A 23,018-nucleotide genomic window follows, 5' to 3' on the forward strand; every position below is an offset into this window, starting at 1 on the left:
TCCATTCAGCCGTCGTCATCACTTCGGTTCAGCCCCAGCGCAACCAGTGTTTCCGCCCTGACCGGCGTTAAAGGCACACGCGGCGGTGGCAAAGGCCAGCCCAAAAGCTGCCTCGCCGCCGCCGCGCAGACTTTACCCTGGCATGCCCCCATGCCACAGCGGCTACTTAGCTTAGCCGTGTTCCAATCCGGCTGATGGCGGACCTGTTCCAGCGCGACGTCTTCGCAGCGGCACAGCAGCGTCTGCGGTTTGGCCAGAGAATTCATGCGTTCATCGAGCGTAAAAGCGGCCGCTGTCGCCGTGGCGAAACGCCGCCACCGCTGCCGCTGCGCCATCATAAAATCGGCTTTTTCCTTCTGACCGGTGGCGGCATAACCGGCGATGGCGCCTTCGGTGAGCGCCAATTCACTGCCGCCGATGCCGGTACATTCCCCGGCGGCATAAATTTGCGCCTGGCTGGTTTGCTGACAATGATCCACCGCTACGGCACCGTGTTCTATCCGACACCCCAGCAGCATGGCCAACTCAATGTTCGCCACCAATCCAAAACCGCAGGCTAACCTGTCGCAGGCGATCGTTCTTTGCCGCCCACCGTTATTGACGTGCACCGAGGTTAAACGGTCTTGCCCCAACGCCGCCAGCACCCGGCTACCGGCACGATAACGATGCGGCATCAGAGAAAACGCCTGATGCAGCTTGGCTGGCCAGCGCCACAAGCCGCCCGCAAACGCCGCCAACCGCCAAAGCGGTGCCTGCTCAGCCACCAGCACCACCTCGCCGCCGGCCTGTTTTACGCTGTTCGCCACCGCCAACAGCAGTGGACCACTGCCTGCTATCACTACTCGCTCACCGCGGATTGTCAGCCCTTGCTTGATTTGCGCCTGTAGACCACCGGCGCCGGTCACCCCCGGCAGCGTCCAGCCGGGAAACGGCAACAGGAGTTCACGAGCGCCATTGCATAAAATCAACTTTTGATAGCGAATCACGCCGCAGCCTTCGGCATCTTCATATGCCAATCGGTTAGCGCCACACTGCGCCACCAGCTTGCAGCCGGACTGCAGCGCAATATTTTCCTTCGTCACCACCGCCTGCCGATAGCGGTTCGCCATTTCAGGCAATGCCACCTGCGGTCCATCGCGCCAGATTTGTCCGCCTGGATGTGGATTATCATCAATCATTCGTACCTGACCACCACTTTCCGCAGCGGCCAGCGCCGCCGCCATGCCGGCCGGCCCAGCGCCGACGATCAGCACCTCACAGTCGAAGTTACTCATCATCGCTCCTCTCGATGCGCATGCCGGCTTGGCACAGCGTCTGGCACGCCAGGCGACGCAGACCGTTAATGGTCACCCGGCACTCCTGACAAATGCCCATGCCGCAAAAGGGGGCCCGTGGTTGGTGTGAAATCGACAACCGGCAACGATCGTCACCGCACAGGCTGAGTGCCGCAGCAACGCTGAGGCCAACCGGCACCCGCCGGTGCTCTCCATCGATACTCAACGAGAGCGTATTTTGTCTTTCATTCATACAGGCAGCTCCTCGACGGCAAACGCGCGCGCCGCCAAATAGGGGGAATCATCAATCTCCGGCGTTTGCCGGCCGATCTGCGCAGTAATCAGCGCGGCACTACCAAGGGCGGTTGTGACACCCAATCCCTCGTGCCCCAGCGCCAACCACAGCCAGGAATGCCGCGGATGTGCGCCCAACAACGGCAGCCCGTCGGCAGAGGCGGCGCGCAGCCCGGTCCAGCAGCGAATGATGTTCATCTGCGCCAGTGCGGGCAAGAAATGCTGCGCACGCTTGAGCATCGCCGCCAACACTGGCATGTCCAACGCCGAATCGACGGCGTCAAACTGGCGGGAAGAGCCGATCAGCCATTGTCCGGTGGGCCGTGCCTGCACATTGAATGCCACCGACGTACCGTCGCTGGCATGCGCGCTGGCGCCATATCCCAACTCCACCAGTTGATGCCGCACCCGCGGCGGGTAGCGATCGGTGATCGCCAGATGGCCCTTCTTGGCGTGCAGCAAAGCCTGCGGCAATAGGCTATTGGCCCTGAGGCCACAGGCCAGGACTACCAGTGGCGCAGCCAGGCGCCTGCCATCCGCCAGCCTCACTGCCCCTTCCTCCAATGCTGTCGCTTCGCCATGTACCACGTCGATCGCTGCACTACCGTCGTCCAACAGCCAGCGAGCCACGAGCGGCGCATACACAATGCCGTCGGCCGGCACCCGCAGCCCACCGGCCAGGCCGTGCCGCAGCATCGGCTCCACGGCGGCGATCTGCTCCGCCGTCAGCAGTTCCGCAGTCACACCCTGCTCCGCCAGCCGCGCCCGCTTTTGTTCGGCAATGCCCATTTCATCCGTTTTATCCGCCAGCCATAGCGTTCCGCAGCCGCGCCAGGCACACGCTTGCGGCATCCGCCCCGTCACTTCACGCCATAACCGCAGCGAATAAGCGCTCAACGCCAGCTCAGCCGGATTATCGTCCATGCATACCAGATGCCCCATGCCGGCGGCGGTCGCACCGGCGCGACGATCGTCCACTACCGAGACACGATACCCTTCCCGCGCCAACCGCCAGGCACAGGCAGCGCCGATGATGCCGGCGCCGATCACGATGACATCGGCTTTCTGTCCGGTGCCCATCAGCGTATTCCCCAGACAAAGGGATCGCGTTCGTCGAGCAGCAGTTGGCTATCGGCACACACATAGGCCTGCCCGCGAATAAAAGGAGTAATACGTTCGCCATTCCAGCGGTAATAGGCCTGGAATTCGCTACCGATCACGCTGACCTGCCGCCACTGCGTTTCCGGTGGCAGTTTGCCGTCCGCCGCCAGACACGCCAGTTTGGCGCTGGTACCGGTACCGCACGGAGAACGATCATAGGCTTTGCCGGGGCACAACACGAAGCTTCGGCTGTCGGCCTGCGGATCGTCACCGAACAGTTCGATATGGTCTATCACTCCGCCGTCTTCACCGCAGATGCCCGCCTGTTCCAATGTCTGCCGCACCGCCCAGGTGAACGCGGTCAATGCCTCCAGATTTTGTCTATCGATAGGTAACGGCGACTCGCCGATCAGGAAGAACCAGTTACCGCCCCAGGCGATATCCCCCGTCACCGGCCCGTATCCCCCAACCTCAAGCCGCACCTGGCGACGGTAACGATAAGCCGCCACGTTCTCCACCGTGACGCTGCCGTCGTCATGCAGCGTGGCGTTTACCGTGCCGACCGGGGTCTCGATGAGATGGCACCCGGCGTGGATGCGCCCTAGGTGCGCCAGCGAAGCGATCAGCCCGATAGTGCCGTGCCCGCACATACCCAGATAGCCGTTGTTGTTAAAGAAGATCACCCCAGCGGTGGCCTGCGGCGAGCAGGGGCGACACAGCAGCGCCCCCACCAGCACGTCATTGCCGCGCGGTTCGAGCATCACCGCGCAGCGCCAATCGTCATAATGTTGCGCGAAACGCGCCCGCCGTTCCGCCATGCTGCCCTCGCCGAGATCGGGAAACCCTTCCACGATCAGACGTGTCGGCTCTCCGCCGGTATGAGAATCGATCGCCCGCAAAGCGGTGATATGCGCAGAAAGTGCCATCGGCGTCTCCTGAGTTAATGAGATGTTACCAATGGCATTAGCCTGAACGAATGTGAGCATGGCGGCTTGATGCGTTTCGGCGCGGCGAATGAAGAAATCAGCACAGTGATAAAAGTCAGGTCTGACGCGGCGCGGGTATACGCTTAACGAATGCCATAATAATGACTTATTTATCATACTGTTATTTCCATGCTAAACCTTTATGTAGCGAGAAACACCGCAGTTTTCAAGCAACTGCCAAACTCCGCCCGGCAAAAGTATGCGGCAATCCGCATATTTAGCAGCCGGCCGGAAATAGCGCTTGCTTCGTTACAGAAAAGTTAATATTGATGCGAAAGTGCCAACCTGGCCCGCCTGTTTTTCCGGCTAACGACCGAAAAGGGACTGTTATGCGATCCACTTCAGACTATCAGCCTCCGGTTTCTCTCTCGCCGCCTTCGCTTGTTGGGTTGCCGGAGCAGGAGGACGTTTTTGCCGTCGAACATCTGTCGCGTCTGTGCGACGGACTGGCGCAACAGCGCCCGAACAACCTGCGCGATCTGCTGAATACGCTGGCGCTGATCGCGCCGTTGCTGAACGCGATCCCGAACGTGGTGTTCTTTATCAAAGACGCCCAGGCTCGCTACCTGCTGGCCAACCTCACGCTGGCCAAGCGCTGCGGTTTCAAAACCGTCACGCCGCTGCTGGGCAAGACCTCCGCCGACGTTTTTCCCGCTCAGCTCGGATCCGGCTACACCGAGCAGGATCTGCGGGTATTGCGCCACGGCGTGCTGATCCAGGATCAACTGGAGATGCACCTGTACAATGGCCGAGAAACCGGCTGGTGCCTGACGCAAAAGCTGGCGCTGTATGACGCGCAGGGAAGAATCATCGGTATGGCGGGTATTTCTCACGACCTGCAGGAGGCCAGGGCCAATCACCCGGCCTACCAACGGCTGGCGGCGATCGATGTGCATATCCGCCGCCACTACGCGCGACCGATCGCGCTTGAAGAGCTGACGGCGCTGACCGGGTTGTCGGTGGCGCAGATTGAACGCTACTGCAAACGTATCTTCCACCTCACCCCGCGCCAGATGATCCATAAAGTGCGGCTGGAAAAGGCCACGGAACTGCTGGCCGGCGATCTGCCAATCACCGACATCGCGCTACAGTGCGGCTATACCGATCACAGCGCCTTCAGCCGTCAGTTCAAAGCGATGACCGGCTCCACGCCGCGCGATTTCCGCCTGACGCTTTCCGCTTAACGCGCTGATTTACCTGGTTACCTCCCTCTCCTCACGGCGCACCGGCGCCTGGTTTTTTTCATGCCCGCTTTCCGCCGCCATTGTGCCAATTTCGTCGCGGCAATCGGCGAAAAGCGTCAAGCCTCCCTGCGCAATACCGGTCAATCTGTCGGTGAGCCTTACTAAAGATTCACTTTTCATTAACACTTTCGGACGACAGGACAAACACTATGAGCCATAAAGCCATAAGCTGGAGCGGCGTATTCCCGGCGGTGACGACCCAGTTCCGCAACGATTTCTCTCTGGACCTCGACGCCACCCATACGGTGATCAAAAACCTGGTGCGCGACGGCGTCTCCGGTCTGGTGGTGTGTGGCACCGTCGGTGAAAACACCTCGATGACGATGCAGGAAAAGCTGGCGGTGATCGAAGTGGCGAGAGACGCCGCCGACGGCAAAGTGCCGGTGATCGCCGGCATCGCCGAGTTCACCACCGCCTTCGCGCAGAACATGGCGCGTGAAGCGCAAAAGGCCGGTGTCGATGGCATTATGGTGATGCCGGCGCTGGTTTATTCCGCCAAGCCGCACGAAACCGCCGCACACTTCCGCAGCGTCGCCGGCGCGACCGATCTGCCGATCATGGTCTACAACAACCCCCCCATTTACAAAAATGACGTCACACCCGACATCCTGACCTCGCTGGTCGACTGCGAGAACATCGTGTGTTTCAAAGACTCCTCGGGCGATACGCGCCGCTTTATCGACCTACGCAACGAAGTCGGCGATCGCTTCGTGCTGTTCGCCGGGTTGGACGATGTGGTGCTGGAAAGCATCGCCGTCGGCGCGCAAGGCTGGATCTCCGGCATGTCCAATGCTTTCCCGCGCGAAGGGGAAACCCTGTTCCGTCTGGCTAAGGAAAAGCGCTATGAGGAAGCATTGGCGCTGTACAGCTGGTTCATGCCGCTGCTGCACCTCGATGCCCGTCCCGATCTGGTGCAATGCATCAAGCTCTGCGAACAGCGGGTTGGCCGCGGCAGCGCCGTCACTCGCCCACCGCGCCTGGCGCTGCAGGGGGAAACGCTCACCGAGATCAATGCCGTGATCGATAAAGCGCTGGCCACTCGTCCTGCACTGCCGAACGTCGACCTGTAACGCCTTCACCGCCCGGCCAGGCCGGGCGTCGCTCTTTATTTACCGGGGGAACCCATGCCCAACGAACGCCACGTCGCCATCAGCGGCCAACAATTTATCGGCGGCCAGCGCCGCGCCGCAGGGGAAGCTGCGCTGCTCAGCCTGCGCGCCGACGACGGTCAGCCGACCGGCTACCGCTTCCACCAGGCCACGGCAGCAGAAACCGCCGCCGCCGCCGAAGCCGCCGCCGCGGCCTTTGTGCCCTATTCGCAACTCAGCGCCGAGCAACGCGCGAACTTTTTGGACACCATCGCCGAGGAGCTAGAGGCCTTGGACGAAACCTTCTTCGCCCTCGCCACACAGGAAACGGCCCTGCCGGCGGCGCGCTTGAGCGGCGAACGCGCCAGAACCAGCGGTCAGATGCGGCTGTTCGCCACGCTGCTGCGGCGCGGCGATGTCGAAGGCGTGCGCATCGACTGCGCGCTGCCGCAGCGTTCCCCCCTGCCGCGCCCCGATCTGCGTCAATACCGCACGGCGCTCGGCCCGGTGGCGGTATTCGGCGCCAGCAACTTCCCGCTGGCGTTCTCCACCGCGGGCGGTGATACCGCCGCCGCGCTCGCCGCCGGCTGCCCGGTCGTGTTCAAAGCGCACAGTGGCCATATGATTACCGCCGAGCTAACCGCTCAGGCGATCGAGCGCGCACGGGAACGCACGGGGATGCCCGCCGGCGTCTTCAACATGATCTTCGGCAACCGCGTAGGGGCCGATTTGGTAAAACACCCGGCGATTCAGGCGGTGGGATTCACCGGCTCGCTGCAAGGCGGCCGGGCGCTGTTCGATCTGGCGATGCAACGTCCCCAACCTATTCCGGTCTTCGCCGAAATGTCGAGCATCAACCCGGTAATGATCCTGCCCAAGGCGCTGGCGCGGCGCGGGCAGCACATCGCGCAGGAACTGGTCTCTTCCTTCACGCTCGGCTGCGGTCAGTTCTGCACCAAGCCCGGCGTGATCGTCGCGCTGCGCGGCGCCGCCTTCGATCGGTTAACCGAAACGATGAGCGCCCTGGTCAACGCCGCCGAGCCGCAGCCGATGCTGAATGCCGGCACCCTGGAGCACTACCGTCACGGGCTGGCGGCCCTCGATGCCCACCCGGGTATGCGGCGGTTGGCAGGCCGAAGCGAAACGCCTGCTCTTCGGGCGGCGGCGCAGCTTTATCAGGCGGAGGGGGCGCTGTTGCTGCAGGCCGACCCGCTGCTGCAACAGGAGGTCTTCGGCCCGGCCAGCATCCTGGTGGCGATGGATAACGAAGCGCAGCTGCATGCGGCGCTAACGGCATTGCAAGGCCAGTTGACCGCCACGCTGCTGGCGGACGACGACGATCTCGATATGGCCGCCGGGCTAACGGCACTGTTGGCGCGCAAAGCCGGTCGGGTGCTATTCAACGGGTACCCGACCGGGGTGGAAGTGTGCGACGCCATGGTGCACGGCGGCCCTTACCCGGCCACCAGCGACGCACGCGGCACCTCGGTAGGCACGCTGGCGATCGAGCGTTTCCTGCGGCCAGTTTGTTTGCAAAACACCCCTGCAGCGCTGTTGCCGCCGGCGCTGCAGGACGCCAACCCGCTCAACCTGCTGCGACTGGTTAACGGCGCTTACACCCGAGATCCCCTGGTTTCACCTGCCCAACATTAGCCCGGCCGCATCTGCCTGCCACTCAATAACAAAAGGGTAATACCATGACAACCCAAGGCAAATTCAAGAAGCAGCTTACGCTCACCGATCTGACGTTCATCGGTCTGGGCGCCATCTTCGGCTCCGGTTGGCTGTTCGCCGCCAGCCACGTCTCCTCCATCGCCGGCCCGGCCGGCATCTATTCCTGGCTGATCGGTGGCCTGGCGGTGCTGCTGCTCGGCATCGTCTACTGCGAGTTGGGCGCCGCTCTGCCGCGCGCCGGCGGCATCATTCGCTATCCGGTATTCTCGCACGGTGAACTAATGGGTTACCTGCTGGGGTTTATCACGCTGATCGCCTTCTCCAGCCTGATCGCCATCGAAGTCGTCGCCGCCCGGCAGTACGCTGCCGCCTGGTTCCCGTTCCTCAGCCAGCCGGGGTCCGGCGATCCAACAGCGATCGGCTGGCTGGTGCAGCTGGCGCTGCTGTGTTTTTTCTTCGCGCTCAACTACTACAGCGTCAAAACCTTCGCCAAATCCAATAACCTGATCAGCGTGCTGAAGTTTCTGGTGCCCCTGCTGGTGATCGTGGTGTTGTTCAGCTTTTTCAAACCGGAAAACCTGCACAGCCAGGGCTTTGCCCCTTTCGGTTCCGCCGGGGTTGAGGCCGCCATTTCCGCCGGCGGCATCATCTTCGCCTACCTCGGCCTGACGCCGATCATTTCGGTCGCCAGCGAGGTGCAAAGGCCGCAGCGCACCATTCCTATCGCGCTGATCCTGTCGGTGGTGCTGTCCACCATCATCTATGTGCTGCTGCAGATAGCGTTTCTCGGCAGTATCCCTAGCGAGATGCTAAGCGGTGGCTGGGCCGGCATCAGCCAACAGTTCTCCCTGCCGTTCCGCGACATCGCCATCACGCTGGGCATGGGATGGCTGGCGTTTCTGGTAGTCAGCGACGCGATCGTTTCGCCGAGCGGCACCGGCAACATCTATATGAACGCCACGCCTCGCGTGATCTACGGTTGGGCGCGCGCCGGCACCTTCTTCAAACTGTTCACCCGGGTGGATAGCGAGTCCGGTATCCCGCGTCCGGCGCTGTGGTTGACCTTCGCTCTCTCGGTATTCTGGACGCTGCCATTCCCGTCCTGGGAAAAGCTGATCGGCGTGGTGTCCGCCGCACTGGTGTTGAGCTACGCCATCGCCCCGGTCACCGCCGCCGGGCTGCGGCGCAATGCGCCCGATATGCCGCGTCCGTTCCGGGTGCGCGCTTTCTGCGTGCTCGGCCCGCTGTCGTTTATCATTTCGGCGTTGATCGTCTTCTGGTCCGGCTGGGACACCGTCTCCTGGCTGCTCGGCTTGCAGATCCTGATGTTCTTCATCTATATCCTGTTCAAAAATCAGGTGCCGACCCACGCCGTTAGCCTTCGGCAGCAAATTTGGTCCTCGTTGTGGCTGATCGTCTTCTATGCGCTGGTGATCGGGCTTTCCTACCTCAGCAGCTTCGGCGGCATCGGCGCTATTGCCCATCCGTGGGACACCTTCACCATGGCGGTGATTGCGCTGGCGATTTATTACTGGGGCGCCTATACCTGTTTACCCCAGGCCAATTTTATCGGCGATGAAGAAGAATGAACCCAGGGGGACATCGAGATGACATCCATGCACGTTCTGTCGTTGGAACAGGCTTATCAACTGGCGCTGCGTACGCTGCGCAGCAACGGTTTCAATCAGGCACATGCCGAAGCTGTGGCGCAAAATGTCACCCAGGGCGAACGCGACGGCTGCGCTTCTCACGGCTTATACCGGCTGTTGGGCTGCGTGCGATCGCTGCGGGTAGGCAAGGTCTCTGCCGATGCGGTACCCAAGTTATTCGACCAGGCGCCGGCCATCTTGCGTGCCGACGCCGGCGGCGCGTTTTCCCTGCTGGCCTACCGCACCGCTCTGCCGGCCTTTATCGGTAAGGTGCGCGCCAATGGCATCGCCGCGCTGGCGATCAACCGCTGCGTGCATTTCTCCGCGCTGTGGGCCGACATAGAACCGCTGACCGAACAGGGGTTGGTGGCCTTAGCCTGCACACCCAGCCACGCGTGGGTGACGCCGGCCGGCGGTTCGCGTCCGCTGTTTGGCACCAACCCCATCGCCTTCGGCTGGCCACGCCCGGATCGGCCGCCGTTTTTATTCGACATGGCCACCAGCGCGGCGGCGCGCGGCGAAATCGAACTGCACCGCCGCGCTGGCACCCCGCTGCCTGAAGGCTGGGGCATTGATAAGGCAGGCAATCCGTCCACCGATGCCGCCAGCGTGCTGGAGGGCGCGATGCTGACCTTCGGTGGGCATAAGGGCTCGGCGCTGGCGGCGATGGTTGAATTGCTGGCAGGGCCGCTGATCGGCGATATGACCAGCAAGGAATCGCTGGCCTATGACAACGGCACCGGTTCGTCGCCTTACGGCGGTGAGTTGATCATCGCGTTGGATCCCGAGCGTTTTCTCGGTGCGGATAAGGCGAAATATTTCGCCGGAGCAGAAGCGATGTTTGCCGACATGCAGGCGCAAGGCGCACGCATCCCCGGCGAGCGGCGTTATCGACAGCGGCGGCAGAGCGAGCAATACGGCGTGGAAATTCCCAGGACATTGTACGACGAAATAATGGCGCTGTGCGATTAGCGCCGGATTGATGCCCCGCGCCGGCAACCCGGCGCGGGGAAAGGCTTATCCAGCCTGAGCCAGATCGCTGTGCAGGCGCTTGCGCCACACCGGTTTGGTGTCCCAACGGGCGAAGTGTTTCGCCTCTTTACCCGGCTGCACCTGATGCCACATGTCTTCTTGCCACCGGATCGGTTCCTTTCCTCGCAACGTTGGACGGGTCTGTTTAATCGTCCGTTGCAAGACGCTCGCTTCTTCCGCAGAAATGTTCGGCGCCTGTCTGGCGGCGTCCAGCGCACGGCTTCCCAGCGGCGCCATCACCTGATACAACACGTTGACCTGCTGCAGCGTCGCTTGCTGATTAGTGCTCATCCCCTTACCCGACCAACCGTCGAAGTTTTCACCGGGATCGTCCCCCTGCGCACGATACTCATTACCAGGCCCCTCGACGATGTTCCATCCTTGCCAGGTCACCAGAGTGTGTAATCCATCGCGATCCTGCAGGTTTTTATTCTTGATCTGTGTGATCACCTCGGCACGGTTTGGCACACCGATCAGGTTCATAAACTCGTCCAGCGCGTTCCAATGCTGCCCCGCCACCAGACCATTCCAGACATTACGCAAACAGTTCCAAGGAATGGTGTGATGCCAGGTCAGCGTGATAAGCGGTTTGGTTGACGCATGTTGCCAACGGCTCGGTTCACTGCCCCGATCGCCTCTAATGATCCCATCGACTTCTAATGGCATAGCTGCCCCTCTTCTGGCTGAGATGAAGAATATGCGCAAGGCCGGTGACCCGGGTGGCATAAAAACGTCAGCTAAAATCGTAGCAGCTCACACTGAGATGGCAATAAAACGCAAGGCACGCTCTGCCGCAGACCGGCAACCGCAGAGCGCGCCCGAAAACGGTGGGCTTAAGAGGGATTATCTGACCACCATCACCGAAATATTGGCATGGCGAACGATGGCGGCGGCGTTAGATCCCAGCAGATAGGTTTTCACGCTCGGGCGCCGTGAACCGATAATGATCAGGTCGGCGTCGATCTCTTCCGCCAGTTCCAACACCTGATCGCGCGCAGAACCGAAGCTGACGGTGTAATTAAGGCGATCCAACGGCAGATCGATTTCCGACATGATTTTCTTCAGTTTGTCCACCGCCTTCACCTCCGCCTGATTCTCAAATTCCTTGAGACCGAACGAATAGGCAGTAACAAAAGCCGAGGCATCCGGTAGCGCATGGAAGAAATGCACTTTAGCGCCGGACATCTTCGCCAAATATTCCACATGCTTCAGCGCATGCTCGGTCAACAGATCCTCTTCAATATCGATCGGCACTAAAATAGTCTTGTACATATCACATCCTTTCTATGTAAACCGGGTGCCAACAGAATACTGCCGCGCACGGGCGCGGTGAATCGCTTTATCACGCTTTTGTGATCGGGGGGTAAATACTGATAAGGATAGCTTTTAATTTAACAAAATATAAACATCACACCGATAACGGATAGGCGATTAATTATTTATTTCTCGAGATTAAATCAGCTGTAAATAAACCGCTTTGGCGGTGGCTGCGGTCTTATTGGCGACAGAAAGTTTTTTAATCGAGTTGCCTATGTGGAAATTGATCGTGCGCTCGCTCACCCCCATCAACAGCGCGATCTCTTCCGCCGTTTTCCCTTCGCTGCACCAGCGTAAAATGTCTTTTTCGCGCAGCGTCAGCACGTCTTTTATCGCGTCGTCGTTCACCGATATCAAGGCTTCACGCAGCGTTTTATGGGCGGTTTGCGCCAGCCAAAGGAAAAAGGTTTCATTTGCCGCACGCGCTTGTGGCGTTTGCTCCGGTAGCGCTGTGCCGGCAAACGTCAGGATCCCCAGCCTGCCATAGCAATCCTTGACCGACTGCGACCAACCGGCGCACAGGCCAAACTGCGCCATACGTCGCCAAAGCGTCGGCCGATCGTGATAAAAACGTTCGTCCCACTGGAACTGCAGCGTGGAATGGTGAGCGCGCTCAATGACCGGATCCTGCAAATACACCCGCTGCCGCCGATAATCTTCGAGATACTCTGCTGAAAAATTACCTTCGATCAGCATCTTGGGGCGGCTGGCCGGATAACAGGAAAACACGATGTAGGAGAAATAATCAAACCCCAACGCCTCGGCGCAGGGCCCCAGTTGCGTCAGAAAGCATTCGCGATCGGCCAGGCTGCCAATCACCTCCGCCATGAGCCGTTGAGTGCGGGTATCCATAACGCAGGTTCTCCAGATAGCGATGCCAATTATCGATAGGTCAGACTCACTATAGAATATCGCCGCCCGGCGCCAGTAGCCGTTTCATATAATAAAAAATACCAACGCTATAACGAAAACAGCTATTCCCCTCAAAATAAGCCTTTTTATTGCGCCGAACAGGAAAACTACGCGAATAGCATAACCCCTTCAGGACGTAAACCTGTCATTTCTACCGTTAGACAGCCAGGACACCGCCAATTACTTTCCAAACAGGCACCCGGTGCCGCCGTAAATCCAAAGAGATAATAAGCATTTGCGAATTTCGCATGGCATACAGTGACGGGGATTTTCTATGGCAGAAAGTAATGCGGCAATTCAATCGGCTGCGATTATCGGCGCGGGAACGATGGGCAGAGGCATCGCTTATCTTTTCGCGCAAAAGGGCATTCGTACGGTGCTTTATAATCGCAACGGCAATACCCTCAATCAGGCTCGCGAATATATCGCGCAAGACCTGAACAAGAAAGTCGAACAGGGCAAGATCGCGCTGCAGGATAAAAGCTCAGTGCTGGCCAATCTGGTGTTCTCGACGGCGCTTGAGGCTATCGCCGACAGCGAGTTGGTGATAGAAACCATCGCCGAGCATGAACAAACCAAACTTGAGGTGTTGGCGGCCATCGCCGCGGTGGTCAAGCCCGATACGCTGATCGCCACCAATACCTCCTCACTGTCGCTTAACAAGCTGGCAACCGCGGTGACGCACAGCGAGCGGTTTATCGGTTTGCACTTTTTCAACCCTGCGCCGCTGATGAAACTGATTGAAATCATCCCGGCCTACTTTACCGCACACGCCACCACGGAACGTTGCCGTCAACTGGTGGCCGCGTTGGGGAAACGCGATGTCGTCTGTCAGGCCACGCCGGGGTTTATCGTCAACCGCATGGCCCGCCCCTACTACCTGGAAGGGTTCCGCCTGTTGGAAGAGCACGTGGCGCGCGCGCCGCAGATCGACCGTGCCCTCAAGGCCGGCGGACACTTCCGCATGGGGCCGCTCGAGCTGACCGATTTTATCGGCCAGGACATCAACTATCAGGTCAGCCGGCAAATCTGGCAGGACATGCAATACGACCCGCGCTATACCCCCGGCCATCTGCAGCGTTCGCTGGTCGATGCCGGTCTGTTGGGGAAAAAGAACGGCCGCTCCTATTTTGCCGCCGAAGAAACCGCCCCGCCAGTGACGGCCGCCATCGATGCAGACGTCGAGACGCTGCGCGTTTACGGCGAACACCCTTTTTTTACCCTGTTGCAACAGCGAGCCGCACGTCAGTGGCCACAGCTGCGCGTGGAACAACGGCCGGCCTTACCGAGCCTGGGGCCGGCCGTCCAGATCAATGACGCATTCACCGTCAGCATCACCGATGGCCGCACGGCGAGCCAGTTAGCCGAGCAGACGACGGCTGACGCTTTTGTGGTCGACATCGCCCTGAACTACGCCGACACGGCGTATCTGGTTGCGGCGCACAATCGCTATGCCTCTGCGGCCAATAAGGCGCTGTTTTTACGCCTGCTGCACACTGCGATCCCGCAGGTTGAATTTATCAAAGATTCCCCGGCGCTGATCGTCGCTCGCGTCCTCAGCAGCCTGATCAATGAGTCGGTGATCATGGTGGAAAGCGGCGTCTGCAGCCGGGAAGACATTGATGTCGCCGCCGTCGCGGGCGTTAACTACGCCGGCGGCATTTTCGACTGGCTCGGCAAACTGGGGGAGAAAAACGTCAGGACGACGCTGAGCAATCTGGCGCAACTGCTGCACGCAGCGCGCTATGCGCCGCATTACACCCTTCTGCACGCCGCGCAACCGGCGCTGACGACCACGCCTTGAGGAGCCATGATGAACATTAACGATGACGGCGTTTATCTGATCGACGGCACGCGCACGGCGATCGGCGCCTATGGCGGCAGCCTGGCGCATACCCGCCCCGACGACATGGCGGCGACGATCATTCGCGGCCTGCTGCAGCGCCATCCGGCGGCGGAAGCGAATCTGGACGAAGTGGTTCTGGGCTGCGCCAATCAGTCCGGCGAAGACAACCGCAACGTCGCTCGCATGGCAACACTGCTTTCCGGGTTAGACCCGTCGGTGCCGGCCATCACCCTCAACCGCCTTTGCGCATCCGGGTTGGATGCGGTGATCTACGCCGCGGCGAAAATCCGCAGCGGTCTTAGCGAACTGGTTTTGGCCGGCGGTGTGGAAAGCATGAGCCGCGCACCCTATGTGCTGAGCAAGGGCGAAACGCCGTTCGACAAAGGCGTGAAGCTGTATGACACCACGTTGGGATGGCGCTTCGTCAATCCGCGGCTGGCGGAGCGCTACGGCAGCGACCCGCTGGGCATCACGGCGGAAAACGTGGCCCAACGGCAACATATCTCACGCGAGGAACAGGACCTGTTCGCGCTGGCCTCGCAGCAAAAGGCCCGCCGGGCGATCGACAGCGGCCGGCTGGCGCGGGAAATCACGCCCGTGGACGTGCCGGCGGATCGTAAAAACACCCGCACATTCGCGCAGGATGAATTTCCCCGGCTCAGCACGTTGCAACAGCTGCAGGCGCTGAAACCGGCGTTCTCCGCCGGCGGTTCGGTCACGGCGGGCAATGCTTCCGGCATCAACGACGGCGCCGCCGCGCTGCTATTGGCTTCCGGTCGCTACGTGAAACGCCAGGGCTGGCAACCGCTGGCGGAGATCGGCGACAGCGCGGCCGCCGGCGTTGAACCGGCGCTGATGGGGCTGGGGCCGATCGCCTCCACCGAGCGCTTACTGCAGCGCGGCGGGTTCACCTTGAACGACTTCGACATCATCGAGATTAACGAAGCGTTCGCCTCACAGGTTCTGGCGGCGCTGAAACACTGGCGCATCGACGCCAACGACGCGCGGGTCAACCCGAACGGCGGCGCCATCGCGCTCGGTCATCCGCTGGGGATGTCCGGTGCGCGCCTGGTGCTGTCGGCGGCGCTGGAATTACGCGACCGACAGGCAAGCAACGCATTGGTGACGATGTGCGTCGGCGTCGGTCAGGGCCTGTCATTAAACCTTAAAGCCGTTTAACACAAGGAACATACGATGAGCGTACTGAACATTCTTGAAGAAAAGCTGGCGGAAACCAAAAAACAGGGGCGTTTTCGCGAGTTTCTCAACCTTGAACGCGGCGTGCAGGACAAACCCTGGGCCACCAGCCACGGGCACCACGGCGAGCGCCGTCTCAACGTCTGGTGCTCGAACGACTATCTGGCAATGAGCCACCACCCCAAAGTGCTGCTGGCCACCACCGACGCGGTTAACCGGGTCGGGCTGGGCACCTGCGGCGCCCGCAGCATTTCCGGCACCTCGGTCTACCACAGCGAGCTGGAAACGCTGCTGGCCAGCGCCTACGGCAAAGAGTCGGCGCTGCTGTTCACCACCGGTTTCGGCGCCAACGACGCCACCTTATCCACCCTGTGCGACGCCATTCCCGATCTGATCGTGTTCTCCGACGAACTGAATCACGCCTCGATGATTTACGGGATTCGCTACAGTAAAGCGGAGAAAAAAATCTTCCGCCACAATGATGTAGCACACCTCGCCGAGCTGCTGCAGGCCGCCGATCCGGCGCGGCCAAAGCTGATTGCCTTCGAGTCGCTGTATTCCATGGACGGTGACTTTGCCCCCCTGGCGCAGATCGTGGCGCTGGCGGAACAGTATCAGGCGCTGACCTATCTCGACGAAATTCATTCGGCCGGCGTGTATGGCGAACGGGGATTGGGCTATGCCGAACAGCTGGGCCTGTTGGATAAAATCACTATTATCCAAGGCGGATTCGGCAAGTCTTACGGTGCGGCGGGTGGCTATATCGCCGCGCCCCGCTCGGTGGTGGAAGCGGTGCGCAGCTGGGCGCCGGCATTCGTCTTCAGCACCTCGTCACCGGCGCCGGTGGTAGCCGCCGCGTTGGCCAGTTTTAGATACAACCTCGAGCATGACACCCAGCGCAAGCACCTGCTGGCGATCGTCGATCACCTGAAAACCGGCCTGCGCGCCGCCGGCATCCCGCTGGTGTCGGCAGACAGCCATATCCTGCCGCTGCTGGTCGGCGATCCGCACCGCAACAAACACATCAGTAAAGTGCTGCTCGATGAGCATGATATTTACGTGCAACCGGTCAATGCCCCGACGGTGCCCGCAGGCAGCGAGCGACTACGGGTAACGCCGACCTCGGCACATTCCCATGCCGACGTGGAGACCTTCCTGGCGGCACTAGGCCGGGTCTGGGCAGCGAACGATCTGCGGAGGGCAGGATGAAGTTAGCGGATTATAACGGCCATCTGATCACGCTCTGCCTGATGGCGACCGGTACCTTCGCCATCGGCACCGACGCTTTTATCGTCGCCGGCGTACTCAGCGATATTTCCGACACCTTTGCCGTCAGCCCCGCGCAAGCGGGGCAGTTGATATCGGTATTCGCGCTGGCCTATATGCTGTTCGCCCCCCTCACCGCCTGGCTGCTGGGCAACGTCAACCGCAAGCATATCCTGCAGTTGGCGCTGGTGCTGTTCATCGCCGGCAACCTGGCCTGCGCCTGGGCCACCAGCTATCTGCAGATCGCGTTCGGCAGAGTGCTGGCGGCATTGGGGGCGGCCTGTTACACGCCGCAGGCCGCCGCCGCCGCGGTGGGGCTGGTGGCGGAAAAACGCCGCGGCCTGGCTATTTCCATCGTCTATGGCGGCATGACGTTGGCTATTGCGCTCGGCATTCCGTTCGGTACCTTTCTCGCCAAACTGATTGGCTGGCGTGAAATCTTTCTGTTCATCGCCCTGCTGGGGGCGATTGCGCTGCTGGGCCTGTCGTTGGCGCTGCGCGCCATTGCGCCATCGGGCAAGCATTCGCTGAAAGAGCGGCTCGCCCCGCTGCGGCAAAAGGCGGTGCTGACTACGCTGCTGATCACCTTTTTTGCCGTTTGCTCGGAACACATCGTCTACAGCTACGTCAGCGTGTTGCTGAAAAACACCCAGTTCGGCCCTGAGGCGATCCTGCCCCTCGCGCTGCTGGTGTTCGGCATTGGCGCGGTGATCGGCAATTTTGCCTCCGGCGCGTTAACCGATGCCCTCGGCAGCAAGTTCGTGCTGCTGTTTTCCGTGGCGATCCAGACGCTGTCTCTGTTTCTGCTGGCCTTTTATGTCACCTCGCCCTGGTGGGTACTGGCCATCTTCCTCGTCTGGGGCATTACCGGCTGGATGTACCTGGTACCGATCCAGCATCACCTGTTGTCGCTATCGAAACGCTTTGGCGCGCTGACCGTGTCGCTCAACAGCTCGGTGTTGTACGCCGGCATCGCGGCGGGCGGGATGCTGGGCGGCCTGACGCTCTACGCGCTGCCGGCCTATTACCTGCCGCTGTTTTCGCTGCCGCTCGGCGCCATCGCCCTGCTGCTGACGCTGTTGTTTTTCCGGGGAGAGGCCAGCGATGAGTGAAGTTCTTCCGGTGCTTTATGAGCGCCATGGCGCGCAGGTTGCGGTCATCACCCTTAATCGGCCGGAAAAAAAGAACGCCATCAACCTGCAGATGGCCGAGTTGATCCGCACCTACCTGCGGCGGGCGGATAACGATGACTTGGTGCGAGCGATCGTGCTGGCCGGCCAACCGGCGGTATTTTCCGCCGGCATGGATATCAACGCCTTTCATCAGGGTGAACTGCCCATCGTCACGCCGGAGGGGTTTGGCGGGCTGATCCATGCACAGATTGCCAAGGTGATCATCGCCGCCGTTGACGGCATCGCGTACGGAGGCGGATTTGAGCTGGCGCTGGCGTGCGATCTGATCGTCGCCGGCCAGAACGCACGCTTCAGCTTCCCCGAAACCGGGCTCGGGTTAGTCGCCGCACAAGGTGGGTGCGCGCGCTTGCCGACGCGTATCTCCCCCTATGTCGCGCTCGACTGGCTGCTGACCGGCAGAACCGTCGGCGCACAGGAGGCGCTGTCACACGGCGCCATTTCCCGTATCAGCGAGGGGACGGCCCGGGAAGAAGCGCTGCGCATCGCCGAACAGATCGCCGGAAAAGATCTTGCTGCCAGCCAAGCGGTGAAGGCCATCGTGCGCCAGGGGCTGGCACGTCAAGAAGCCCCCTCATTCGATTTTCAACAAGGCCCGGTCGAGCGCCTGCGTCAGGCCGCCGCCCGCCGATAATGCCCCTGCCGGTTCGTCTGAACCGGCATTTCCCGTTTGTCCTCCACCGCTCATTTTACGCAGCCCGCTTCTCGGCGCTGGGTTACACTGCCGGTAGTCCTAATGCGCTGATAAGGAAAAATAATGCGCCTTTTGCCTCTGCAGACCCCCAGACTGATCCTGCGCCCGTTCACGGCCGACGATCTGCCCCACTTTACCGCCTACCGCAGTCACCCTGACGTGGCGCGCTATCAAAGCTGGAGCGACTACAGCGCCACCGATGCGCAGGCCTTTTTCGAACGGCAACGGCAGCTCGCGTTCAACCGTGACGACAGCTGGTTCCAGCTGGCGGTCGAGCGCCGTGAGGACGGCGCGTTGCTCGGCGATGTCGCGGTGCATTTCTTCGATGAGGGGCGCCAGGCTGAACTGGGCGTGACCTTCGCGCCCAGCCACCAGCGGCAAGGGCTGGCGCGCGAGGCGCTGAGCGCCGTCATCGCTCTGCTGTTCGGGCCGTTGGCGAAGCACCGTATTACTGCGGTGGTGGACACGCGTAATCTTGGCGCCGCCACGCTGTTCGGCAAGTTGGGTTTTCGCCGCGAGGCCTATTGGCGGCAAAACGTGTTTTTCAAAGGCGCATGGGGCGACGAATTCGGCTTTGCCCTGCTGCAAAGCGAATGGCGGGAGAATGCAAGGCATGACGCTGCTGAATAAATACCTTGGGCAATACCAGTTCTCGGAACGGCATGCGATCGCCATCGCCGCGCCGCAGGCTCGGATCCTGGCGGCCGTGGCCGCCTACGATCCCAAGCACGATCGTTTCTTCCGCAGCATGATAGCGCTGCGCGAATTGCCCGCGCGGCTGATGCCACGCGATAAGCCCAGCCCGCCGCCGTTTGGCCTGCATAATTTTTGCCTGCTTGAGCAGGATGACAGCGCGTTGGTCTATGGCCTGATCGGCCGCTTTTGGCAGGCTGAGTACGGTCTGGAGCAGGTCGCTGACGGAGCGGGCTTTCTGGCCTTCGCTCAGCCCGGCGTCGCCAAACTGGCGCTGGGGTATGTCGTGAGTCCCCTCGAGGGTGGGCGCTGCCGTCTGGTGACGGAAACGCGCGTCTTCTGCCCCGACGACGCCAGCCGGCGGCGGTTTACCCCGTATTGGTATGCTATTCGCCTGGTGAGCGGGTTGATAAGACGCCGCATGCTGCGCGCCATTAAAACCGCCAGCGAAAAGCGGGTAGTGAATCATTCACCAAGCTGATTCATTTAAGAGCATTCTTAGAGAATGAAAATCATTATCAGCCTATTTTTTAATCACAACAAGATAGTAGTGAGAAGCCATTGACCCCGCCCCCTGCGGGGATTTTTTCGCCTATTTATCGCCTGTTTCAGGAAACGCCTGCATAAACAGGAAGGTGCAAGGCTTGCGCTGATACTGATTGATCTGCGGCACCAGCCGGGTGAAATGCTCGGTCTGACAATGCACGTCCAGGGCGGCGCGGTCCGGCCAGCTTTCGATAAAAATAAAGTGCCCGGGATCCTGCTGGTCGATGCACAGTTCATAACTGATGCACAGCGGCTCTTGACGGGTTTTCGCCACCAGCTCGCGATACCATGGCATAACGGTGTCAATGTGTTCCGGATGGATAAAATCTTCAGCGATGACCTTCAGCATGTTGCGCTCCTGCATTCTGTTTTGCCGTGCTTCACCTTATCGTCCTCACTCCCGAGATGAAAGCGCCCTACTCCAGGTCTATCACCGGGTTGCCAATTCGGTGATAACGCACACAGATCTCGATCAAAACGCTTGAACGCGCCATAGCCCTGTGTGAACGTTTGATTAACAAAAAAGCAACACACCATTCACCATGGTGATGTCTGCATCAACCTGCCGACCCGATACGCGGCATTTTTTTCGCCCTTAAAGGCCTGACCATTAGTCCTTTAGACCTTTATATCTCACGAAGAAAATCCGCTGTGACCGTCGTGTTGAGGGCAACGGCGCCAGGACGGTCCTTATGACCGACGCTTGTCATTCTCAGAAGAGAGGTTATCGCCAGTGAATCACGCCACCTATGCCGCTCCAGCGCTCAACACCGCCATCCGCAAAACCTGGCGCAGACTGGTGCCCTTGATGTTCGCCATGTACTTCATCGCGTTTATCGACAGGGTTAACGTCGGTTTTGCCAAGGACGCGATGGCTATCGACATCGCGCTGTCGCAATCCGCTTTCGCATTGGGCGCCGGGATATTTTTTGCCGCCTATGCGCTGTTCGGCATCCCGGCCAACCTGCTGATGAACCGCTGGGGCGCCAAACGCTGGCTTAGCGCCACCACCGCACTGTGGGGGGCGCTGTCGGCCTGTACCGGGCTGGTGACCAACGAACAGCAATTTATCATCCTGCGGTTTCTGCTGGGGATCGCCGAAGCCGGCTTTTACCCCGGCATCCTGTTGCTGGCGTCGATCTATTTTCCCAATAAGGTGCGCGCCTCGGTCATTGGCATTTTCGTGCTCGGCGTGCCGGCGGCCCTGACGCTCGGCTCACCGCTGTCGGGGGCATTGCTGGAGATGCACGGCGTGTTGGGTAAACCCGGCTGGTTCTGGATGTTCGTGCTGGAAGGGCTGCCGGCCGTCGCCCTCGGCGTCTTCGCCTTTTTCTATCTCGACGATAACCCTCGGCAGGCTCGCTTTTTGACCGAGGAAGAACGCACGGCATTGGTCACACAGTTGGCTGACGAACAGCAGCAGACCGAAACCAGCAGCGTCAAAGCAGCAATGAGAAGCGGAACCGTTTGGCATCTGGCGTTGATCTACGGCACCCTGCAAATCGGCGTGTACGGCCTGATGTTTTTCCTGCCGTCGCAGGTCGCCTCGCTGATGGGCACCCATCTCGGTTTCAAGGCCTCGCTGGTGGCCGCCATTCCCTGGGCGTTCTCCGCGCTGGGCGTCTATTTCCTGCCGCGCTATGCCGACAGAAAAACCGCCAGAAGATTACCGATCGCCGTGGGGTGCATGGTCGCGGCAGCGCTGGGGTTGGTCGTTTCTTCCTATGCCGGCCCTCTGCTCGCTATCGTCGCCCTGAGCTGCTGCGCAGTCAGTTTCCTGGCGGTACAGCCGATTTTCTGGACGTTTCCCGCGCAGGTGCTCACCGGCCCGGCGCTGGCGGCCGGCATCGGTTTTTGCACCACGCTCGGCGCCGCATTCAGCTTCTTAGCCCCGCTGATCCGCACGGAGGCGGAACAGCGTTTTCACAGCCCGCATGCCGGGCCGCTGGTGCTGGCCGCCTTTTCACTGCTGTGCGCCACGCTGTTGTGGGCGCTCAGAAACCGGCGCGCCGACGTGAGCAAGCAAGACGCAGAGATTGCCGGATAGCGGCGCGTTATTTAGCCATTATTGAACCTGCGGATGGGACACTGGCACTCAGCCCTCTCCCCCGCAGGTATTAAATGGATGAATTGACGCACATTATCGCTAAATACAGCCCGGAACCGGAGATGTTGCTGCTGCTGATTTTCCTGTTCGCGCTGGGAAAATCCGTGATCGTGGTGTCTTCCGCCTTGCCGCCCGCCTCGGTGACGCTGCTGGTATGCATCCTTGCAGGCAAACACACGCTGCCCCTCGGTGCCGTTTGGGCGGCCATCGCCCTCGGCGCCACGTTGGGATCGATCTTGTCGTTCCACGGCGGCGCGCTGCTGTGCCGCCACGATCTTGGCCGCCGGCTGCCGGCACGCTTTCACACTCCGCTGCACAAAGCGCAACGTTCCTTGCAAAAGCGCGGGCTACCGCTGCTGTTCGCCTCGCGTTTCCTGGCGGTGATGCGCTACACCATGCCGCTGATGGCCGGCATGCTGCAACTGCCGGCGAGGCACGTCTATGCCACCGCCGCGCTCTCAGCCGCCGTTTGGGCACTCCTCTTGATGTCGGCCGCGCATTTATTCCCCGCTTCTTGACCTGAAAGATTCTTGGGCAAATGCCCCATCCCTGCGCCGACGTTGCGCCAGCGCACAGCCTCCCTTGCCGTATAAAGTACGGTGCAACATCGCAGTTTGCGCCAGATCACCTTTCTGAACATCAGTCGAAAAATGCGAATTTTTTTGCAGAATGCGCGCTTAAAACGGCGCCATGAGGGAAAAAACAGAGAAAAGTCTGTGCGTAACACGCTGATTTGGTTGGTGGGTCGTACAGGGTTCGAACCTGTGACCAATTGATTAAGAGTCAACTGCTCTACCGACTGAGCTAACGACCCAACGCGATAAATTGTCCTCCTCGCCAGTGCCGCTGTCAAACGCTTCCACTCATTACTTTTTCTCATGCGAGTTTTACAACTCTTTGTTTAATCA

The 23,018-nt window shown here is 60.5% G+C and carries 23 protein-coding genes and 1 tRNA gene; 14 read left to right on the forward strand and 10 right to left on the reverse strand.

The window, feature by feature from the left end; translation table 11 throughout:
- Positions 1-5: 5 nt before the first annotated feature.
- From N6G83_RS09435 to N6G83_RS09450, 4 genes are read right to left on the reverse strand one after another with little or no spacing between them, the layout of a single operon-like run.
- Positions 6-1,274, reverse strand: a complete 1,269-nt coding sequence (locus N6G83_RS09435; RefSeq protein WP_025302357.1) for an FAD/NAD(P)-binding oxidoreductase — start codon at positions 1,272-1,274, stop codon at positions 6-8.
- Positions 1,267-1,527, reverse strand: a complete 261-nt coding sequence (locus N6G83_RS09440; RefSeq protein ID WP_025302356.1) for a (2Fe-2S)-binding protein — start codon at positions 1,525-1,527, stop codon at positions 1,267-1,269. The genes N6G83_RS09435 and N6G83_RS09440 overlap by 8 nt, the downstream gene beginning before the upstream one ends.
- Complete coding sequence (locus N6G83_RS09445) at positions 1,524-2,648, reverse strand: NAD(P)/FAD-dependent oxidoreductase (RefSeq protein ID WP_025302355.1); 1,125 nt, start codon at positions 2,646-2,648, stop codon at positions 1,524-1,526. The genes N6G83_RS09440 and N6G83_RS09445 overlap by 4 nt, the downstream gene beginning before the upstream one ends.
- Entirely contained in the window at positions 2,648-3,595 is a 948-nt protein-coding gene (locus N6G83_RS09450) for a 4-hydroxyproline epimerase (protein ID WP_025302354.1), read from the reverse strand. The genes N6G83_RS09445 and N6G83_RS09450 overlap by 1 nt, the downstream gene beginning before the upstream one ends.
- 389 nt (positions 3,596-3,984) lie before the next feature.
- On the opposite strand from N6G83_RS09450, the gene N6G83_RS09455 reads away from it, so the two are divergent.
- Entirely contained in the window at positions 3,985-4,839 is an 855-nt protein-coding gene (locus tag N6G83_RS09455; protein WP_025302353.1) for an AraC family transcriptional regulator, read from the forward strand.
- A 9-nt stretch (positions 4,840-4,848) separates the two neighbouring features.
- Here N6G83_RS09455 and N6G83_RS09460 read toward each other — a convergent pair whose 3' ends face one another.
- Positions 4,849-5,019 carry a hypothetical protein gene (locus N6G83_RS09460; protein WP_153266251.1) on the reverse strand — a complete coding sequence of 57 codons (171 nt, stop codon included), beginning with the start codon at positions 5,017-5,019 and terminating at the stop codon, positions 4,849-4,851.
- Between the two features lie 29 nt (positions 5,020-5,048).
- On the opposite strand from N6G83_RS09460, the gene N6G83_RS09465 reads away from it, so the two are divergent.
- From N6G83_RS09465 to N6G83_RS09480, 4 genes are read left to right on the forward strand one after another with little or no spacing between them, the layout of a single operon-like run.
- Positions 5,049-5,969, forward strand: a complete 921-nt coding sequence (locus N6G83_RS09465; protein WP_197833453.1) for a dihydrodipicolinate synthase family protein — start codon at positions 5,049-5,051, stop codon at positions 5,967-5,969.
- A gap of 54 nt (positions 5,970-6,023) precedes the next feature.
- Positions 6,024-7,640 carry an aldehyde dehydrogenase (NADP(+)) gene (locus N6G83_RS09470; RefSeq protein WP_197832220.1) on the forward strand — a complete coding sequence of 539 codons (1,617 nt, stop codon included), beginning with the start codon at positions 6,024-6,026 and terminating at the stop codon, positions 7,638-7,640.
- A gap of 44 nt (positions 7,641-7,684) precedes the next feature.
- Positions 7,685-9,250, forward strand: a complete 1,566-nt coding sequence (locus N6G83_RS09475; RefSeq protein ID WP_025302350.1) for an APC family permease — start codon at positions 7,685-7,687, stop codon at positions 9,248-9,250.
- Between the two features lie 18 nt (positions 9,251-9,268).
- Positions 9,269-10,282: an Ldh family oxidoreductase gene (locus tag N6G83_RS09480; RefSeq protein WP_060432849.1), complete on the forward strand. Its 1,014-nt coding sequence runs from the start codon at positions 9,269-9,271 to the stop codon at positions 10,280-10,282.
- 45 nt (positions 10,283-10,327) lie between these two features.
- On the opposite strand, the gene N6G83_RS09485 is transcribed toward N6G83_RS09480, so the two are convergent.
- The 3 genes from N6G83_RS09485 to N6G83_RS09495 form a co-directional block, all read right to left on the reverse strand.
- Entirely contained in the window at positions 10,328-11,008 is a 681-nt protein-coding gene (locus N6G83_RS09485) for a hypothetical protein (RefSeq protein ID WP_025302348.1), read from the reverse strand.
- 177 nt (positions 11,009-11,185) lie between these two features.
- On the reverse strand, positions 11,186-11,614 hold the full coding sequence (locus N6G83_RS09490) for a universal stress protein (protein WP_025302347.1): 429 nt from the start codon (positions 11,612-11,614) through the stop codon (positions 11,186-11,188).
- A 180-nt stretch (positions 11,615-11,794) separates the two neighbouring features.
- On the reverse strand, positions 11,795-12,511 hold the full coding sequence (locus N6G83_RS09495; RefSeq protein ID WP_025302346.1) for a LuxR family transcriptional regulator: 717 nt from the start codon (positions 12,509-12,511) through the stop codon (positions 11,795-11,797).
- A gap of 334 nt (positions 12,512-12,845) precedes the next feature.
- Between N6G83_RS09495 and N6G83_RS09500 the strand changes: the two genes are divergently transcribed.
- The 7 genes from N6G83_RS09500 (at position 12,846) to N6G83_RS09530 (ending at position 19,938) form a co-directional block, all read left to right on the forward strand.
- On the forward strand, positions 12,846-14,375 hold the full coding sequence (locus N6G83_RS09500) for a 3-hydroxyacyl-CoA dehydrogenase NAD-binding domain-containing protein (RefSeq protein ID WP_025302345.1): 1,530 nt from the start codon (positions 12,846-12,848) through the stop codon (positions 14,373-14,375).
- Positions 14,376-14,384: 9 nt separating this feature from the next.
- Positions 14,385-15,596 carry an acetyl-CoA C-acyltransferase gene (locus N6G83_RS09505; RefSeq protein WP_060432848.1) on the forward strand — a complete coding sequence of 404 codons (1,212 nt, stop codon included), beginning with the start codon at positions 14,385-14,387 and terminating at the stop codon, positions 15,594-15,596.
- Between the two features lie 15 nt (positions 15,597-15,611).
- The gene (hemA, locus tag N6G83_RS09510; protein ID WP_025302343.1) at positions 15,612-16,823 is read left to right on the forward strand and encodes a 5-aminolevulinate synthase; all 1,212 of its coding nucleotides are present in this window, start codon (positions 15,612-15,614) and stop codon (positions 16,821-16,823) included.
- Complete coding sequence (locus tag N6G83_RS09515) at positions 16,820-17,992, forward strand: MFS transporter (RefSeq protein ID WP_043141814.1); 1,173 nt, start codon at positions 16,820-16,822, stop codon at positions 17,990-17,992. The genes hemA and N6G83_RS09515 overlap by 4 nt, the downstream gene beginning before the upstream one ends.
- Positions 17,985-18,704: an enoyl-CoA hydratase-related protein gene (locus tag N6G83_RS09520; RefSeq protein WP_197790407.1), complete on the forward strand. Its 720-nt coding sequence runs from the start codon at positions 17,985-17,987 to the stop codon at positions 18,702-18,704. The genes N6G83_RS09515 and N6G83_RS09520 overlap by 8 nt, the downstream gene beginning before the upstream one ends.
- Positions 18,705-18,827: 123 nt before the next feature.
- Positions 18,828-19,394, forward strand: coding sequence for a GNAT family N-acetyltransferase (locus tag N6G83_RS09525; RefSeq protein ID WP_043141821.1), 567 nt, complete (start codon positions 18,828-18,830; stop codon positions 19,392-19,394).
- Positions 19,378-19,938, forward strand: coding sequence for a hypothetical protein (locus N6G83_RS09530; RefSeq protein WP_043141824.1), 561 nt, complete (start codon positions 19,378-19,380; stop codon positions 19,936-19,938). The genes N6G83_RS09525 and N6G83_RS09530 overlap by 17 nt, the downstream gene beginning before the upstream one ends.
- 111 nt (positions 19,939-20,049) lie before the next feature.
- Here the strand turns inward: N6G83_RS09530 and N6G83_RS09535 are convergent, their stop codons facing one another.
- Entirely contained in the window at positions 20,050-20,352 is a 303-nt protein-coding gene (locus N6G83_RS09535) for a putative quinol monooxygenase (protein WP_147823345.1), read from the reverse strand.
- Between the two features lie 384 nt (positions 20,353-20,736).
- Here N6G83_RS09535 and N6G83_RS09540 point away from each other — a divergent pair, with 384 nt between their 5' ends.
- Complete coding sequence (locus N6G83_RS09540) at positions 20,737-22,050, forward strand: MFS transporter (RefSeq protein WP_260515214.1); 1,314 nt, start codon at positions 20,737-20,739, stop codon at positions 22,048-22,050.
- Between the two features lie 74 nt (positions 22,051-22,124).
- Positions 22,125-22,628 carry a DedA family protein gene (locus N6G83_RS09545; protein ID WP_260523931.1) on the forward strand — a complete coding sequence of 168 codons (504 nt, stop codon included), beginning with the start codon at positions 22,125-22,127 and terminating at the stop codon, positions 22,626-22,628.
- A 220-nt stretch (positions 22,629-22,848) separates the two neighbouring features.
- Here the strand turns inward: N6G83_RS09545 and N6G83_RS09550 are convergent.
- Positions 22,849-22,924: transfer RNA gene (locus tag N6G83_RS09550), tRNA-Lys, on the reverse strand.
- Positions 22,925-23,018 lie beyond the last annotated feature (94 nt).

Source organism: Serratia sp. PL7, assembly GCF_945957435.1.

Coding starts and splice junctions, on each gene's coding strand:
- N6G83_RS09435 (WP_025302357.1), bottom strand. CDS start 1,274: ATGAGTAACTTCGACTGTGAGGTGCTGATCGTCGGCGCTGGGCCGGCC.
- N6G83_RS09440 (WP_025302356.1), bottom strand. CDS start 1,527: ATGAATGAAAGACAAAATACGCTCTCGTTGAGTATCGATGGAGAGCAC.
- N6G83_RS09445 (WP_025302355.1), bottom strand. CDS start 2,648: ATGGGCACCGGACAGAAAGCCGATGTCATCGTGATCGGCGCCGGCATC.
- N6G83_RS09450 (WP_025302354.1), bottom strand. CDS start 3,595: ATGGCACTTTCTGCGCATATCACCGCTTTGCGGGCGATCGATTCTCAT.
- N6G83_RS09455 (WP_025302353.1), top strand. CDS start 3,985: ATGCGATCCACTTCAGACTATCAGCCTCCGGTTTCTCTCTCGCCGCCT.
- N6G83_RS09460 (WP_153266251.1), bottom strand. CDS start 5,019: ATGAAAAGTGAATCTTTAGTAAGGCTCACCGACAGATTGACCGGTATT.
- N6G83_RS09465 (WP_197833453.1), top strand. CDS start 5,049: ATGAGCCATAAAGCCATAAGCTGGAGCGGCGTATTCCCGGCGGTGACG.
- N6G83_RS09470 (WP_197832220.1), top strand. CDS start 6,024: ATGCCCAACGAACGCCACGTCGCCATCAGCGGCCAACAATTTATCGGC.
- N6G83_RS09475 (WP_025302350.1), top strand. CDS start 7,685: ATGACAACCCAAGGCAAATTCAAGAAGCAGCTTACGCTCACCGATCTG.
- N6G83_RS09480 (WP_060432849.1), top strand. CDS start 9,269: ATGACATCCATGCACGTTCTGTCGTTGGAACAGGCTTATCAACTGGCG.
- N6G83_RS09485 (WP_025302348.1), bottom strand. CDS start 11,008: ATGCCATTAGAAGTCGATGGGATCATTAGAGGCGATCGGGGCAGTGAA.
- N6G83_RS09490 (WP_025302347.1), bottom strand. CDS start 11,614: ATGTACAAGACTATTTTAGTGCCGATCGATATTGAAGAGGATCTGTTG.
- N6G83_RS09495 (WP_025302346.1), bottom strand. CDS start 12,511: ATGGATACCCGCACTCAACGGCTCATGGCGGAGGTGATTGGCAGCCTG.
- N6G83_RS09500 (WP_025302345.1), top strand. CDS start 12,846: ATGGCAGAAAGTAATGCGGCAATTCAATCGGCTGCGATTATCGGCGCG.
- N6G83_RS09505 (WP_060432848.1), top strand. CDS start 14,385: ATGAACATTAACGATGACGGCGTTTATCTGATCGACGGCACGCGCACG.
- hemA (WP_025302343.1), top strand. CDS start 15,612: ATGAGCGTACTGAACATTCTTGAAGAAAAGCTGGCGGAAACCAAAAAA.
- N6G83_RS09515 (WP_043141814.1), top strand. CDS start 16,820: ATGAAGTTAGCGGATTATAACGGCCATCTGATCACGCTCTGCCTGATG.
- N6G83_RS09520 (WP_197790407.1), top strand. CDS start 17,985: ATGAGTGAAGTTCTTCCGGTGCTTTATGAGCGCCATGGCGCGCAGGTT.
- N6G83_RS09525 (WP_043141821.1), top strand. CDS start 18,828: ATGCGCCTTTTGCCTCTGCAGACCCCCAGACTGATCCTGCGCCCGTTC.
- N6G83_RS09530 (WP_043141824.1), top strand. CDS start 19,378: ATGACGCTGCTGAATAAATACCTTGGGCAATACCAGTTCTCGGAACGG.
- N6G83_RS09535 (WP_147823345.1), bottom strand. CDS start 20,352: ATGCTGAAGGTCATCGCTGAAGATTTTATCCATCCGGAACACATTGAC.
- N6G83_RS09545 (WP_260523931.1), top strand. CDS start 22,125: ATGGATGAATTGACGCACATTATCGCTAAATACAGCCCGGAACCGGAG.